Annotated in this window: 12 protein-coding genes; 10 read left to right on the forward strand and 2 right to left on the reverse strand. The window is 59.8% G+C overall.

Features of this window, described 5'->3' with window-relative positions:
- Positions 1–13 precede the first annotated feature (13 nt).
- The 6 genes from proW to emrB all read left to right on the forward strand — a co-directional run bounded on the left by proW (position 14) and on the right by emrB (position 7,298).
- Positions 14–1,168: a glycine betaine/L-proline ABC transporter permease ProW gene (gene proW / locus B3229_RS13170; RefSeq protein WP_286871384.1), complete on the forward strand. Its 1,155-nt coding sequence runs from the start codon at positions 14–16 to the stop codon at positions 1,166–1,168.
- 59 nt (positions 1,169–1,227) lie between these two features.
- Positions 1,228–2,226 (forward strand): glycine betaine/L-proline ABC transporter substrate-binding protein ProX, encoded by a 999-nt coding sequence (gene proX / locus B3229_RS13175; protein ID WP_286871385.1) that lies wholly within the window; start codon positions 1,228–1,230, stop codon positions 2,224–2,226.
- A gap of 162 nt (positions 2,227–2,388) precedes the next feature.
- Complete coding sequence (locus B3229_RS13180; protein WP_286871387.1) at positions 2,389–3,576, forward strand: MFS transporter; 1,188 nt, start codon at positions 2,389–2,391, stop codon at positions 3,574–3,576.
- A 316-nt stretch (positions 3,577–3,892) separates the two neighbouring features.
- Positions 3,893–4,423, forward strand: a complete 531-nt coding sequence (mprA, locus tag B3229_RS13185) for a transcriptional repressor MprA (protein ID WP_033754123.1) — start codon at positions 3,893–3,895, stop codon at positions 4,421–4,423.
- A gap of 147 nt (positions 4,424–4,570) precedes the next feature.
- Complete coding sequence (emrA, locus tag B3229_RS13190; RefSeq protein WP_286871389.1) at positions 4,571–5,743, forward strand: multidrug efflux MFS transporter periplasmic adaptor subunit EmrA; 1,173 nt, start codon at positions 4,571–4,573, stop codon at positions 5,741–5,743.
- 16 nt (positions 5,744–5,759) lie between these two features.
- Complete coding sequence (emrB, locus tag B3229_RS13195) at positions 5,760–7,298, forward strand: multidrug efflux MFS transporter permease subunit EmrB (RefSeq protein WP_286871391.1); 1,539 nt, start codon at positions 5,760–5,762, stop codon at positions 7,296–7,298.
- Positions 7,299–7,405: 107 nt separating this feature from the next.
- Here emrB and B3229_RS13200 read toward each other — a convergent pair whose 3' ends face one another.
- Complete coding sequence (locus B3229_RS13200; protein WP_286871393.1) at positions 7,406–8,557, reverse strand: tRNA/rRNA methyltransferase; 1,152 nt, start codon at positions 8,555–8,557, stop codon at positions 7,406–7,408.
- Positions 8,558–8,717: 160 nt separating this feature from the next.
- On the opposite strand from B3229_RS13200, the gene trxC reads away from it, so the two are divergent.
- The 4 genes from trxC to pssA all read left to right on the forward strand — a co-directional run bounded on the left by trxC (position 8,718) and on the right by pssA (position 14,179).
- Entirely contained in the window at positions 8,718–9,137 is a 420-nt protein-coding gene (gene trxC, locus B3229_RS13205) for a thioredoxin TrxC (RefSeq protein ID WP_096073933.1), read from the forward strand.
- Positions 9,138–9,240: 103 nt separating this feature from the next.
- Entirely contained in the window at positions 9,241–9,939 is a 699-nt protein-coding gene (locus B3229_RS13210) for a tRNA-uridine aminocarboxypropyltransferase (RefSeq protein WP_286871394.1), read from the forward strand.
- 109 nt (positions 9,940–10,048) lie between these two features.
- Positions 10,049–12,706: a bifunctional acetate--CoA ligase family protein/GNAT family N-acetyltransferase gene (locus tag B3229_RS13215; protein ID WP_286871396.1), complete on the forward strand. Its 2,658-nt coding sequence runs from the start codon at positions 10,049–10,051 to the stop codon at positions 12,704–12,706.
- 117 nt (positions 12,707–12,823) lie between these two features.
- Positions 12,824–14,179 carry a CDP-diacylglycerol--serine O-phosphatidyltransferase gene (gene pssA / locus B3229_RS13220; protein WP_048785074.1) on the forward strand — a complete coding sequence of 452 codons (1,356 nt, stop codon included), beginning with the start codon at positions 12,824–12,826 and terminating at the stop codon, positions 14,177–14,179.
- Positions 14,180–14,269: 90 nt separating this feature from the next.
- On the opposite strand, the gene B3229_RS13225 is transcribed toward pssA, so the two are convergent.
- Positions 14,270–15,577 carry an MFS family transporter gene (locus B3229_RS13225; protein ID WP_286871398.1) on the reverse strand — a complete coding sequence of 436 codons (1,308 nt, stop codon included), beginning with the start codon at positions 15,575–15,577 and terminating at the stop codon, positions 14,270–14,272.
- Positions 15,578–15,757 lie beyond the last annotated feature (180 nt).

Consider the following 15,757-nt stretch of genomic DNA (forward strand, 5'->3'; position numbering starts at 1 on the left):
GGGGAGCTTCGTCATGAGTGAACAGAACAGTAATCCGTGGGATAGCGCGAGCGCCGCGCCTCAGACCGACGCCGCCGCGCAGGCGAGCAGCGATCCCTGGTCCGGTGCGGGGGATGCCGCCACGCAGCACGCCGCGCCAGCCAGCCAGGGCGCTGACGCCTGGGGCACGCCCGACGGCGGCGCCGCCCATGATGCCGCCGCCAGCGGCAGCGACTGGCTGAGCAGCGCGCCTGCGCCGCAGCCGGAGCATTTTAATCTGCTCGATCCCTTTCATAAAACGCTGATCCCGCTGGATCGCTGGGTGACCGAAGGCATCGACTGGGTGGTGAATCACTTCCGTCCGCTGTTTCAGGGCGTGCGCGTGCCGGTGGACTATATCCTGAGCGCCTTTCAGCAGCTGCTGCAGAGCCTCCCTGCGCCGGTAGCGATTGTGGTGTTCGCCCTGATCGCGTGGCAGATCGCCAGCCCGGCGATGGGCGTCGCGACGCTGATCTCGCTGGTGCTGATCGGCGCGATCGGCGCCTGGTCGCAGGCGATGGTGACGCTGGCGCTGGTGCTGACCGCGCTGCTGTTCTGCATCGTCATCGGGCTGCCGCTCGGCATCTGGCTGGCGCGCAGCGAGCGTGCGAGCCGTATCATCCGGCCGCTGCTGGACGCGATGCAGACCACGCCGGCGTTTGTTTATCTGGTGCCGATCGTCATGCTGTTCGGCATCGGCAACGTGCCCGGCGTAGTAGTGACCATTATTTTTGCCCTGCCGCCGATGGTGCGCCTGACGATCCTCGGCATCAAGCAGGTGCCTGCCGATCTGATCGAGGCCAGCGAGTCCTTCGGCGCCAGCCCGCGTCAGATGCTGTTTAAAGTGCAGCTGCCGCTGGCGATGCCGACCATTATGGCAGGCGTCAACCAGACGCTGATGCTGGCGCTGTCGATGGTGGTGATCGCCTCGATGATCGCCGTCGGCGGGCTCGGCCAGATGGTGCTGCGCGGTATCGGTCGTCTCGATATGGGACTGGCTACCGTGGGCGGCGTCGGCATCGTAATCCTTGCCATTATCCTTGACCGTCTCACTCAGTCCGTGGGTCGCGACGGCCGCAGCCGCGGCAGCCGCCGCTGGAGCCATACCGGCCCAATCGGCCTGCTGACGCGCCCTTTCCGCAAATCCTGATTTTTTCGGGCGGCCCGTCGCGGCCGCCCGCCTCGCAACGCCGACAATAAGGAATAACTATGCGCAAGACCGCACCTCTCCTCGCCGCCGTGCTGACCACGTTCGCCTTTTCCCAGGCTTCCGCCGCCGATCTGCCGGGCAAAGGCGTGACCGTTAAGCCCGCGCAGAGCACCATCGCCGAAGAGGGCTTCCAGACGCTGCTGGTGAGCCGCGCGCTGGAAAAGCTGGGCTACACCGTCGAAAAGCCGAGCGAAATTGACTACAACGTCGCCTACACCTCTATCGCCGCCGGCGACCTGACCTTTGTCGCCACCAACTGGCAGCCGCTGCATGACGATATGTACAACGCCGCAGGCGGCGACAAGAAGTTCTACCGCGCAGGCACCTACGTCTCTGGCGCGGCGCAGGGTTATCTGATCGACAAGAAGACCGCCGAGCAGTATCACATCACCAATATCGCGCAGCTGAAAGACCCGAAAATCGCCCAGCTGTTCGACAGCAACGGCGACGGCAAAGCGGATATGACCGGCTGCACGCCCGGCTGGGGCTGCGAAGCGGTCATCAATCATCAGAATACCGCGTTCGGCTTGAGCGATACCGTGACCGCCAATATGGGCAACTACTCGGCAATGGTCGCCGATACCCTGGCGCGCTTTAAGCAGGGCAAGCCGATCCTTTACTATACCTGGACGCCCTACTGGCTCAGCGACGTGCTGAAGCCGGGCCGCGACGTGGTGTGGCTGCAGGTGCCGTTCTCGTCGCTGCCGGGCGCGCAGAGCAAGGTCGACACCAAACTGCCGAACGGCGCCAACTACGGTTTCCCGGTCAATACTATGCATATCGTGGCTAACAAAGACTGGGCGGAGAAGAACCCGGCGGCGGCGACGCTGTTTGCCGAGATGAAGCTGCCGATTACCGATATCAATGCGGAAAATGCGGCGATGCATGCCGGTCAGGCGTCTGAAGCGGATATTAACCGCCATGTCGACGGCTGGATCCACGCCCACCAGCAGCAGTTCGATCGCTGGATTCAGGACGCGCTCGCGGCCGCCAAATAAATCACGACTCACTCCAGGGGCAGTATGCGCTGCCCCTCTGCCTTTCCTCTCCTCTCTTTCTGCCGAACCGACTGGTACGTCCTGTCAAATTACACATCAGCGAAATAGTTTTTTGGGTTACTATTACCCGATTATGATTATTACTCTCTGCGCTCCTGATAAATGAATGCTCATCGCCATACGCTAACGCCTGCGCTGGTGTTGCTGATGTCTGTCGCCACAGGTCTCTCTGTGGCCAGCAACTACTATGTGCAGCCGCTGCTTAATACTGTCGCCCAAAACTTCAATCTCTCCGTCAGCATGGCGGGCTTTATCGTCACCACGGCGCAGCTTGGCTACGCCTGCGGTCTGCTGCTGCTGGTGCCGCTTGGCGATATGCTTGAGCGTCGCGCCCTGATCGTCGGCATGAGCCTGCTGGCGGCGGGCGGCATGGTGATGACCGCCACCTCCTCCTCTTTTACGCTGCTGCTGCTGGGCACGGTGCTGACTGGCCTGTTCTCGGTGGTGGCGCAGATCCTGGTGCCGCTTGCCGCGACGCTGGCGCCGCCGGAGAAGCGCGGCAAAATCGTCGGCACGGTAATGAGCGGTCTGCTGCTCGGCATTCTGCTGGCGCGTACCGTCGCGGGCGCGCTGGCGCAGCTGGGCGGCTGGCGCACCGTTTACTGGACCGCCAGCGTCCTGATGGTGCTGATGGCGCTGGCGCTGTGGCGCTTTCTGCCGCAGGTTAAGCCCACGGTGTCGCTGAACTATACGCAGCTGCTGAAATCGATTTTCCAGCTCTACCGGGCAAATCGCGTGATTCGTACCCGCGCCTGGACCGGCTGTCTCTCTTTTGCCAACTTTAGCGTGCTCTGGACGTCGATGGCGTTTCTGCTCGCCTCGCCGCCTTACGGTTACTCTGAAGGAGAAATCGGCCTGCTGGGGCTGGTCGGCGCGGCGGGCGCGCTGGCGGCGCGTCAGGCCGGGTCGCTGGCGGATAAGGGCAAAGCCAAGCTAACCACCACGCTGGGCCTGCTGATTATGCTCGCCTCCTGGGGCATGACCGCGCTGGGCGCGCACTCTCTGGCCGCGCTGATTGTCGGCATTCTGCTGCTCGACCTGGCGGTTCAGGGGGTGCATATCACCAATCAGAGCGTGATCTATAGTCAGATGCCCGAGGCGCGCAATCGCCTTACCGCTGGCTATATGACCAGCTATTTTATCGGCGGCGCGTTTGGTTCGGTGCTCTCCGCCAACGCCTTTCACTTTGCCGGCTGGTACGGCGTATGCGCCGCTGGCGTAGTAATGACGTTGCTCAACCTGCTGATTTGGTGGCGCGGTTACCGCTTCGAAACCCACTTAAGTAAGTAAATAAAATACCAAACATGTGATTGAGTCTGGTCACGAATGGTTAGTTTTGTTATGGTTAGCAACAAACCTATTCACACAAGTTATTTTTTCTTGCGAAATTATTTAGCAAACAAAAAGTTTCTTCCCGTTTAGATATCGTGCCCTGCGGCGATAAGCAGCAGTGGACGAGGGTTTCGTGCCCAGGGTCAGGGAGCGGCCTGGAACCACCTGATGACGACAGTGTGATCTTCTGAACAATTGCGCGGAGTAAAAATGACTACGCTTAATCTGTCACCATCGTTACTATATTAGTTGCAACTAGTGAGGTTTTTTTATAATGGAAAGTTCGTTTACTCCCATTGAACAGATGCTTAACATCCGCGCAAATCGCCACAAAGATTTCCCGCTGCACGAAATCATTCTGACGCGTCTGTGCATGCACATGCAGGGAAAGCTGCTGGAAAATCGCAATAAGATGTTAAAGGCGCAGGGAATTAACGAAACCTTATTTATGGCGTTGATTACGCTGGATGCGCAGGAAAACCAGAGCATTCAGCCCTCCGAGCTGAGCGCCGCGCTGGGTTCTTCACGCACCAACGCCACGCGCATCGCCGATGAACTGGAGAAACGCGGCTGGATCGAGCGTCGCGAGAGTGATAACGATCGTCGCTGCCTCCATCTGCATCTCACCGAAAAAGGGAATGAGTTCCTGCGTCAGCTGCTGCCGCCTCAGCATCAGAGCCTGCAATATCTCTGGTCTTCGCTGTCGAACGACGAGAAATCGCAGCTGGAAGGCATCACGCGTAAATTGCTCAATCGTCTCGACAAAATGGACGAAGACCAGGTCATCGCCTCCCTCTCTCGCTAATAGCAAGAACTGCGACACAATCACCTGTCGAAACCGTTATTTTAATCCCCTTTTATCCGGCCAGCGCCTTGTCGCTGGCTTTTTTCGACTCGGGCTCCGTGAAAAGGGACAATCGCGCCCCGGCATATGAAACAGTTGGAGACAGAGATGAGTGCAACAGCGGAGGCGCAAAGCCCGCAACAGCCAGCCCAAAAAAAGAAGACGCGTAAAAAAGTGCTGATTCTGCTGGCGCTGCTTTTTGTGCTGGCTGGCATTGCCTGGGGCGTTTACTGGTTCCTGGTGCTGCGGCATTTCCAGGAAACAGACGACGCTTACGTGGCCGGAAATCAGGTGCAGGTCATGGCGCAGGTGTCGGGCAGCGTTAACAAGGTCTGGTTCGACGATACCGATTTCGTGAAGAAAGGCGACGTGCTGGTTTCGCTGGATAAAACCGACGCCGAGCAGGCGTTTGAAAAAGCGCAGACCGCGCTGGCCACCAGCGTGCGTCAGACCCATCAGCTGATGATCAACGCGAAGCAGTACCAGGCGAGCATCGCGCTACAGCAAACTGCGCTGGCGCAGGCGGAAGCGGATCTGAAACGCCGCGAGCCGCTGGGGGCGTCTAACCTGATCGGCCGTGAAGAGCTGCAGCACTCGCGTGACGCGGTCGCTACCGCGAAAGCGCAGCTCGACGTAGCGGTGCAGCAGTACAACGCCAATCAGGCGATGATCCTTAATACCTCGCTGGACGAGCAGCCGGCGGTAAAACAGGCCGCCGCGGAACTGCGCGACGCCTGGCTGGCGCTGCAGCGTACCGATATTCGCAGCCCGATGGATGGCTACGTGTCGCGCCGCAGCGTACAGGTCGGCTCGCAAATCAGCACCAGCACGCCGCTGATGGCGGTGGTGCCCGCCACCAATCTGTGGATCGACGCTAACTTCAAAGAGACGCAGCTGGCCGGCGTGCGCATCGGACAGGACGCGACGGTGGTGGCCGATATCTATGGCGACGACGTGGTCTATCAAGGCAAAGTGGTCGGTCTGGATATGGGCACCGGCAGCGCCTTCTCGCTGCTGCCTGCGCAGAACGCCACCGGCAACTGGATCAAAGTGGTTCAGCGTCTGCCGGTGCGTATCGAGCTTAATCAGGACGATATCGCGAAGCATCCGCTGCGTATTGGTCTGTCGACGCTGGTGAAAGTCGACACCACCAATAAAGACGGCAGCGCCCTCGCCACCAGCGTTCGTCAGCAGGCCGCCTATAGCAGCAATGCGCTGGCGATCGATCTGGCGCCGGTGAACCAGCTGATCACTGATATCGTTCGCGCCAACGCCGGATGATCACGCGGAGGCTGTCATGGCACAAAAACCGCTAGAAGGCGCGCCGCTGGTCCTGATGACCATCGCGCTGTCGTTGGCGACCTTTATGCAGGTGCTGGATTCGACCATCGCTAACGTGGCGATTCCGACCATCGCAGGCAATCTGGGCGCTTCCAACTCACAGGGCACATGGGTCATTACCTCGTTTGGGGTGGCGAACGCCATCTCCATTCCGATTACGGGCTGGCTGGCGAAGCGCGTTGGCGAGGTGAAGCTCTTTACCTGGGCGACCATTCTGTTCGCTATCGCCTCCTGGGCGTGCGGCATGTCGGAAAGCCTGGAGATGCTGATTTTCTTCCGCGTCCTGCAGGGCGTGGTGGCCGGTCCGCTGATTCCGCTCTCCCAGAGCCTGCTGCTCAGCAACTATCCGCCTGCCAAGCGCAGCATCGCCCTCTCGCTATGGGCGATGACGGTGATCGTCGCGCCCATCTGCGGGCCGATTCTCGGCGGCTGGATCAGCGATAACTACCACTGGGGCTGGATCTTCTTTATCAACGTGCCGATCGGCGCGGTGGTGGTGATGCTGACGCTGCAGACGCTGCGCGGCCGCGAAACCCGCACCGAGGTTCGCCCTATCGACGTGGTGGGTCTGGTGCTGCTGGTAGTGGGCATCGGCTGTCTGCAGGTGATGCTGGACCGCGGTAAAGAGCTTGACTGGTTTAACTCCACCGAGATTGTGGTGCTGACGGTGGTCGCCGTGGTGTCGCTGGCGGTGCTGCTGGTGTGGGAGCTAACCGACGATCACCCGATTGTCGATCTGGCGCTGTTTAAGTCGCGCAACTTCACTATCGGCTGCCTCTCTATTAGCCTGGCCTATATGCTCTACTTCGGCTCGATCGTTCTGCTGCCGCAGTTATTGCAGGAGGTATACGGCTACACGGCGACCTGGGCCGGTCTGGCGTCCGCGCCGGTAGGGATTATTCCGGTGATCCTGTCGCCGATTATCGGCCGCTTCGCCCACAAGCTGGATATGCGTCGGCTGGTGACCTTCAGCTTTATCATGTACGCCGTCTGCTTCTACTGGCGCGCCTATACCTTCGAACCCTCGATGGACTTTGGCGCGTCGGCCTGGCCGCAGTTTATCCAGGGCTTTGCGGTCGCCTGCTTCTTTATGCCGCTCACTACCATTACCCTTTCGGGACTGGCGCCTGAGCGGCTGGCGGCAGCGTCGAGCCTGTCGAACTTCGTGCGTACGCTGGCGGGCTCGATCGGCACTTCGATTACCACCACTATGTGGACTAACCGGGAATCGATGCACCACAGCACCTTTACCGAGTCGATTACGCCCTACAACCCCAATGCGCAGCAGATGTATACGCAGCTGGAAGGCATGGGGATGAGCCATCAGCAGGCATCAGCCTATATCGCGCAGCAGATCACCAATCAGGGGTTGATTATCTCCGCCAACGAGATCTTCTGGGCCTCGGCCGGCGTGTTTTTGATTCTGCTGGTGCTGATCTGGTTTGCCCGTCCGCCGTTTGGTTCCGGCAGCGGCGGCGGCGGCGGCGCGCACTAGTTTAAGACGTTGGTAAACAGCGCTGACATGAAAAAGTGGGTGGTACAGGCAGAAGCGCAAAGCCTTACAAGGACAGAAACAAAAACGGGCCTTTCGGCCCGTTTTTTTTATGCGTTCTGGCGCCACCATTCGGAAAGCAGTATGCCGGTAGCCACCGAGACGTTAAGACTTTCGACGTTGCCGGTGCCGCCAATCGACAGGCTGATATCGCCCTGCTGGAACGCGCTGTCGGACAGGCCTTCGCTCTCCTGCCCCAGCACCAGCACCATCTTCGCTGGCAGCTCGGCTTTCGCCAGCGGCGTGCCTTCATGGCTAGAAGTGGTGACAATGGTATAGCCCGCCTTGCGGAACGCTTCCAGACCGGCGGCAAAGCTTTCGCCGCTGATCGCCTGAACATGTTCTGCGCCGCCTTCAGCGGTACGCACCGCCGCGCCCGATTCCAGCAGCGAGGCGTCGTTCACCAGCAAACCTTTCACGCCGAAATGCGCGCAGCTGCGCATAATGCCGCCCAGGTTGTGCGGGTTGCTGACATCTTCCAGCGCCAGCACGCAATCTTTTTCACCGGCCTGGCTCAGCCACTCGCTGACCGCCATGCCCATGCGTTTTTTGATAATAAAGCAGACGCCGCCGTGGTGTTCGGTGCCGGAGGCCTTCGCCAGCTCGGCATCCTCAACGACGTGATAGGCTTTGCGGTTCGCCGCCAGCCAGCGCAGCGCTTCGCGGAAACGCGGCGTTACGCTCTGCACGAACCAGGCGCGCACGATCGCTTCGGGGCGGCTCTGGAACAGCGCCTGACAGGCGTTCTCGCCGTAGACGCGCGTCTCTTCCTGACGCTGACGACGGATCACTTCCGGATCGATAGCGACTTTGCCGCCCTGCTCCGGCTGTTTCTCTTCTACCGACGCGCGCTCGCTCGGCGGACGCGAAACGGTGCGCCAGGGCGAGAAGGCTTCGTCGCTGCGAGGACGGCTACTGCCTTCATCGCTGCGAGGACGACGGCTGCCTTCATCACGGCGAGGACCACGGCTGCCTTCATCACGGCGAGGACCACGGCTGCCTTCATCGCTGCGCGGCTTGCGGCTGCCGCCCTCTTCGCTGCGGCGGCCTGGGCCAGAAGAACGACGAGAATCTTCCTGACGGGCTGGGCGGCCACCCCCTTTACCGGTACGCGGATTCGGCGCGCGTGAGCCTGACTCGCCCTCATCTCGCACGTACATCACTTTTACCTTGCCACTTTTGCCTTTAAATTCGTCGTTCATCTGTTCCTCCTGCATTGAGAGCGCGCAGATTACCTGATGTATTAGCGCTTAGCTATCAACTATTGAACCTATTGGACAATCCAGTTTGAGGGCGGTTCGCAACCTTCTCATAATGGGCAATATTTACAAGAATGGCACCTGCAAACCCTTTGAGGTAATTATGAATACGGTATGTGCTTCCTGTCAGGCAACCAATCGCGTTCCTCCCGAGCGCGTCGCCGATGGAGCGAAATGCGGCCGCTGCGGCAGCGATCTGTTTAATGGCGAAGTGGCTAACGCGACCGCCGATACGCTGGATAAATATCTGCAGGACGATCTGCCGGTCGTGGTCGATTTCTGGGCGCCCTGGTGCGGCCCCTGCGTTAACTTCGCGCCGGTGTTTAAAGAGGTAGCGCAGGAGCGCAGCGGCCAGGTGCGTTTCATCAAGGTGAACACCGAAGCGGAACCCTCGCTGAGCGCGCGTTTTCGCATCCGCAGCATTCCGACCATTATGATCTTTAAAAAAGGCGAGATGGTGGACATGCTGAACGGCGCGATGCCGAAGGCGCCTTTCAACGAATGGCTGGATGAATCGCTGTAAGTCTTTTCAGACCGTTTCTCCCCATTCTCAGGCCAGCCGCGCTGGCCTTTTTCTTTTCGCCTGCGCTTCGATTACACTAGCGTTTTACTTTTCTTGCTAAGCCATGACTGATAACGCCGTTCTTCGCCTGCGTGCGCAACGTCTTGCCCGCGCCACTCGCCCTTTTCTCGCCCGAGGCAACCGCGTCGTGCGCTGTCAGCGCTGCTTGCTGCCGCAGAAAAACTGCCTGTGCGCCACTATTCAACCGCAAAGCGCGCGCAGCCGCTTTTGCCTGGTGATGTTCGATACCGAGCCGATGAAGCCCAGCAACACCGGGCGGCTGATTGCCGATATCCTGCCGCAGACCGACGCGTTCGGCTGGTCGCGCACCGAGCCCGATCCGGCGCTGCTTAGCGCCGTGGCGCATCCCGACTATCAGCCGATGGTGGTATTCCCCGCCTCCTATGCCGATCCCGGCCGCGAGGTGCTCACCGCGCCGCCGCTGAGCGGCAAGCCGCCGCTGTTTATTATGCTCGACGGCACCTGGACCGAAGCGCGCAAAATGTTTCGCAAAAGCCCCTGGCTCGATGCGCTGCCGGTGATGTCGCTCAACGTCACCGCGCCGTCGCGCTATACCCTGCGCGAAGCCCATGGCGAAGGCCAGCACTGCACCGCCGAAGTCGCCGCGGCGCTGCTGGAGCAGGCGGGCGATCTGGCGGCGGCGCAGGCGTTGCGACAGCACTTCGAACATTTCCGCCACGCTTACCTGGCGGGCAAACCGCATCATCCCTCCCATCAGAGCGTCATCGCCGAAAGCCTGTAGCGCGCCTGCGCGACGGAAATACCGGCGCGGCTCTCACCCTGCGATCGCTGAACCGGCAAACCGCGTTAAAAGCGATTACAATCATGCCAGTCGACTTCGGGAGAGTGGGATGAGCCAACGGGGACTGGAAGCGCTGTTACGACCTAAATCCATTGCGGTGATCGGCGCCTCGGACAGGCCGGGACGTGCTGGTCACTTTATGATGCGCAATTTGCTGGCGGGCGGTTTTAGCGGCCCGGTGCTGCCGGTGACGCCTAAGTATAAAGCCGTCAGCGGCGTGCTCGCCTGGCCCACCATCGACAGCCTGCCGTTCGCGCCCGACCTGGCGGTGATCTGCACCCATGCGAAACGCAACCTCGAGCTGCTGCAGCAGCTGGGCGAAAAAGGGTGCAAGGCCTGTATTATCCTCTCCGCGCCCGCCAGCCAGCTGGACGAGCTCAAAAGCTGCGCCGCGCAGTGGCAGATTCGCCTGCTCGGCCCCAACAGCCTTGGACTGCTTGCGCCCTGGCAGGGCCTCAACGCCAGCTTTTCGCCGGTGCCGATAGAAAAAGGACGCATCGCCTTTATCTCTCAGTCGGCGGCGGTTTCCAATACCATCCTCGACTGGGCGCAGCAGCGCAGTCTGGGTTTCTCCTGGTTTATCGCGCTGGGCGACAGCCTGGATACCGACGTTGACGATCTGCTCGATTTTCTGGCGCGCGACGGTAAAACCAGCGCCATTCTGCTCTATCTCGAACACCTGAGCGACGCGCGGCGCTTTGTCTCCGCCTCGCGCAGCGCCTCGCGCAATAAACCTATTCTGGTGATCAAAAGCGGCCGCAGCCATCAGGCGCAGGCGCTGCTCGGCACCCACAGCGGGCTGGACGCCGCCTGGGATGCGGCGATCCAGCGCGCCGGCCTGCTGCGCGTACAGGATACTCACGAACTCTTCACCGCCGTGGAATCGCTCAGCCATATGCGCCCGCTGCGCGGCGACAGGCTGATGATCCTCAGCAACGGCGCCGCGCCTGCCGCGCTGGCGCTGGACGAGCTCTATGCGCGCAACGGCAAGCTCGCTGTGCTGAGCGAAGTGACGCTGGCGGCGCTGGCCACGCTGCTGCCGGAAGGCGTGGGACGCGGCAATCCGCTCGACCTGAAAGATGACGCTACGCCGCAGCGCTATGTCGACTGCCTGAATATTCTGCTGGGCAGCCACGAGCTCGATGCGCTGATGATTATCCATGCGCCCAGCGCGGTGGCGCCCGCCACCGAATCGGCGCAGCAGATCATTCAGGCCATCGCCGCCCATCCGCGCGGTAAACAGGTAACACTGCTGACCAACTGGTGCGGCGAGTTCTCCTCGCAGGCGGCGCGGCGCGCCTTTACTCAGGCGGGCATTCCCACCTGGCGTACCCCGGAAGGCACGGTCACGGCGTTTATGCATCAGGTAGAGTACCGCCGCAATCAGAAACAGCTGCGTGAAACCCCGGCGCTGCCCGCCAGCCTGACGCAGGACAGCGCCCAGGCGCATCAGCTCTTGTCGCAGGCGCTGGCGAAGGGCGTCACCACGCTCGACACCCATGAGGTGCAGCCAGTGCTGCAGGCGTACGGGCTGGCGACGCTGCCGACCTGGATTGCCAGCGACAGCCTTGATGCGGCCGCTATCGCCGAACGTATCGGCTATCCCGTAGCGCTCAAGCTGCGCTCGCCCGATATCGCGCATAAATCAGAGGTGCAGGGCGTGATGCTCTATCTGCGCAACGCCGCGGAAGTGCAGCAGGCGGCCGAGGCGATCGTCGATCGGGTAAAACAGACGCTGCCGCAGGCGCGCATCGAAGGGCTGCTGGTACAGAGCATGGCGAACCGCGCCGGGGCGCAGGAGCTGCGCGTCGTGGTGCAGCAGGATGCGCTGTTTGGTCCGGTGATTTTGCTGGGCGAAGGCGGCGTAGAGTGGCAGGCGGACAAACAGGCAGCGGTGGCGCTGCCGCCGCTGAATATGACGCTGGCGCGCTATCTGGTGATTCAGGCGATCAAAAGCGGCAAGATCCGCAGTCGCGGCGGGCTCGATACGCTGGATATTCCTGCGCTCAGCCAGCTGCTGGTGCAGGTCTCCAACCTGGTGGTGGACTGCCCGGAGATCCAGCGGCTCGATATCCATCCGCTGCTGGCGGCAGGCAGCGAATTTACCCTGCTGGACGTCACCCTCGATCTGGCGCCGTTCAGCGGCGACAACGAAGCGCGGCTGGCGATACGTCCCTATCCGCAGCAGCTTGAAGAGCGGGTGACGCTGAAAGATGGCCAGAGCTGCTTGTTCCGCCCTATTCTGCCGGAAGATGAGCCGCTGCTGCGCGCCTTTATCGCACAGGTCACCAAAGAGGATCTCTACTACCGTTACTTCAGCGAGATCAACGAGTTCACCCATGAGGATCTCGCTAATATGACGCAGATCGACTATGACCGCGAAATGGCCTTCGTCGCGGTGCGTCAGCAGCAGGAGAGCAGCGAGATTATTGGCGTCACCCGCGCGATTTCCGACGCCGACAACATTGACGCCGAGTTTTCCGTGCTGGTGCGATCCGATTTAAAAGGGCTCGGCATGGGACGGCGGCTGCTGGAAAAAATGATCCGCTATACCCGCGATCATGGCCTGCAGCAGCTCAACGGGATCACCATGCCGCATAACCGCGGCATGATTACCCTGGCGCGCAAGCTGGGGTTTGGGGTGGAGGTTCAGCTCGATGAAGGTATCGTCAGCCTCAATTTACCCTTACACAGGGACATCAGCTAACCTTGTAGAGAAAGGTAAAAAATGGCCGACCACACCAGGTTGATGTTATTATTTACCGTTATGACCCTGATTTGATGGCAAAAGGCCATGCAATGAAACGAGAAGAAGCGCACTGCGATGCTGACTAAATTCAAACGCAATAAGCATCAACAACACCTCGCACAGTTGCCGAAGCTGTCACAGTCCCCTGCGGACGTGACAACGCTCTACTCGCCAGCCGACTTCCGTCGCACGCTGCTGGAAAAGATCGCGGCGGCGCAGCACCGTATCTGCATCGTCGCGCTCTACATGGAAAACGACGATGCCGGTCGCGCGGTGATGGATGCGCTCTATGCGGCGAAACGCGCGCGTCCTGAGCTGGATGTCAGCATTCTGGTCGACTGGCATCGCGCCCAGCGCGGACGCATCGGCGCGGCGCGCGGCGTCACTAATGCCGACTGGTATTGCGAGATGGCGACGCAGCATGCGGATATCGCCATTCCGGTTTACGGGATCCCGGTCAATACGCGCGAAGCGCTCGGCGTGCTGCATCTGAAAGGCTTTATTATTGACGATACGCTGCTCTACAGCGGCGCCAGTATTAACGACGTTTACCTGCATCAGCACGATAAGTATCGATACGACCGCTATCAGCTGATTCGCAACCCGCAGCTGGCCGACACCATGTATGAGTGGATTAACGTCAACCTTAAGCAGTCGGAAGCGGTCAACCGCCTCGATCGCGAAGAGCGTCCGTCCAGCCCGGAAATCAAAAATGAGACGCGCCAGTTCCGCCAGGATCTGCGCGGCTTCAACTACCAGTTCACCGGCGATGGCCATAACGAAGAGCTGACCGTGACCCCGCTGGTTGGGCTAGGCAAACGCAGCCTGCTCAATAAAACCATTTTTCACCTGATGCCCTGCACCGAGCAGAAGCTCACCATCTGTACGCCGTACTTCAACCTGCCGGCCATTCTGGTGCGCAGCATTATTCATCTGCTGCGCGAGGGCAAAGAGGTGGAGATTATCGTCGGCGATAAAACCGCCAACGACTTCTATATTCCGCCTGAACAGCCGTTTAAAATTATCGGCGCGCTGCCCTATCTCTATGAGATCAATCTGCGCCGCTTCCTGAGCCGCCTGCAGTACTACGTCGATAACGGCCAGCTGGCGGTGCGTCTGTGGAAGGATGGCGAGAACAGCTATCACCTGAAAGGCATTTGGGTCGATGACGAGTGGATGCTGATTACCGGCAATAACCTCAACCCGCGCGCCTGGCGTCTCGATCTGGAAAATGCGGTGCTGATCCACGATCCGCTGCAGCAGCTCGCCGAACAGCGTGAAAAAGAGCTGGCGCTGATCCGCACCCATACTGAGGTAGTGAAGCATTTCCGCGATCTGGAAAGCATCTCCGACTATCCGGCTAAGGTGCGCAAGCTGATTCGTCGTCTGCGCCGTATTCGTATCGACCGTCTGATTAGCCGTATTCTCTGATGCGTTGCCTGCGGCGCTGACCGCCGCAGGTAACCGCTTCTTTGTCAAAAGGCGCTGGTTTTCTGCTCGCCTTGTTCCGTCATCTTCCTTTTACAGCTTAATGCCCTTGCCGCGCTTGTGCAGCAGCAGCGATACCAGAAACGCCAGCGCGCCCATCGCCGAAACATACCAGAAGAAGGTAGTTTCAATCCCCTGCTGCTTCATTAGCAGCGCGACATACTCCGCTGAACCGCCGAAAATCGCATTGGCTACGGCATAGGATAAGCCGACGCCAAGCGCACGCACCTCGGGCGGAAACATCTCTGCCTTGAGGATGCCGCTAATGGCGGTATAGAAGCTGGTGATCAGCAGCGCCAGCATAATCAGGCAGAAAGCGACAGTCGGACTTTGCACGCTTTGCAGCGCGGTGAGAATGGGAACAGTGCAGACAGCGGCGCCCGCGCCGAAAATAAGCATCGAACCCCGACGGCCAATTTTATCAGACAGCGCGCCGATAACCGGCTGTATCAGCATAAATACCAGCAGCGCCGCAGTCATCAGACCGCTGGCGCTTTTCGCATCCATGCCCGCCGTGTTCACCAGATACTTTTGCATGTAGGTGGTAAAGGTGTAGAAGCTCAGCGAGCCGCCTGCGGTAAAACCCAGTACCATCAGGAAAGCGCGCGTATGGTTGCGCAGCAGTCCGGTGATGCTGCCGGCGTCTTTATGATGGCGGCTCTGATTATCTGAGGTTTCATGCAGCGATCGCCGCAGCCAGAGAGCCACAACCGCCAGGATTGCGCCGAGGAAAAAGGGGATACGCCAGCCCCAGCTGCGCAGATCCTCTTCGCTGAGAATAAACTGCAGCACCACCACCGTCAGCACCGCCAGCAGCTGGCCGCCGATAAGCGTAACGTACTGAAAGGATGCGTAAAAACCTTTGCGCCCTTCGAGCGCCACCTCGCTCATATAGGTTGCGCTGGTGCCATATTCGCCGCCTACCGACAGTCCCTGAAACATGCGCGCCAGCAGCAGGATCGCCGGGGCCGCGATGCCGATAGTGCCATAGCCAGGCAGGCAGGCGATGACCAGCGAGCCGAAGCACATCATGCACACCGAAATAAGCATCGATTTTTTACGTCCGTGCCGATCGCCGATATAGCCAAACAGCCAGCCGCCGACAGGACGCATTAGAAATCCTGCGGCGAATACCCCCGCGGTTTGCAGCAGCTGCGTGGTGGGATCGCCTTTGGGAAAGAAGATATGCGCAAAATAGAGTGAGAAGAATGAGTAGACGTAGAAGTCGAACCATTCGACCAGATTACCCGACGACGCGCCGACGATCGCCCAGACGCGTTTCTTGCTGATCCCCGACTTTTCTGCCCCATTTCGGGATGGGCGCGAATTAAATTCTGCCATGCTTTACCTCAAGTTCCCTGCTGATAAGCAGCGTTAAAACAATGAGTAAAGCATTTCATCCGCGACAACGAAACGTTATCGCGGTTGTGCTGCGGTAAATGTGATGCGCAAGAGGTTTAGGTGTAACGCGTGTAACTGAGAAAGTGTTTTTTTGCAGGTCTGAAAACGCAAAAAACCCTG

Source organism: Pantoea sp. UBA5035 (assembly GCF_002415245.1).
GTDB lineage: Bacteria > Pseudomonadota > Gammaproteobacteria > Enterobacterales > Enterobacteriaceae > Pantoea > Pantoea septica.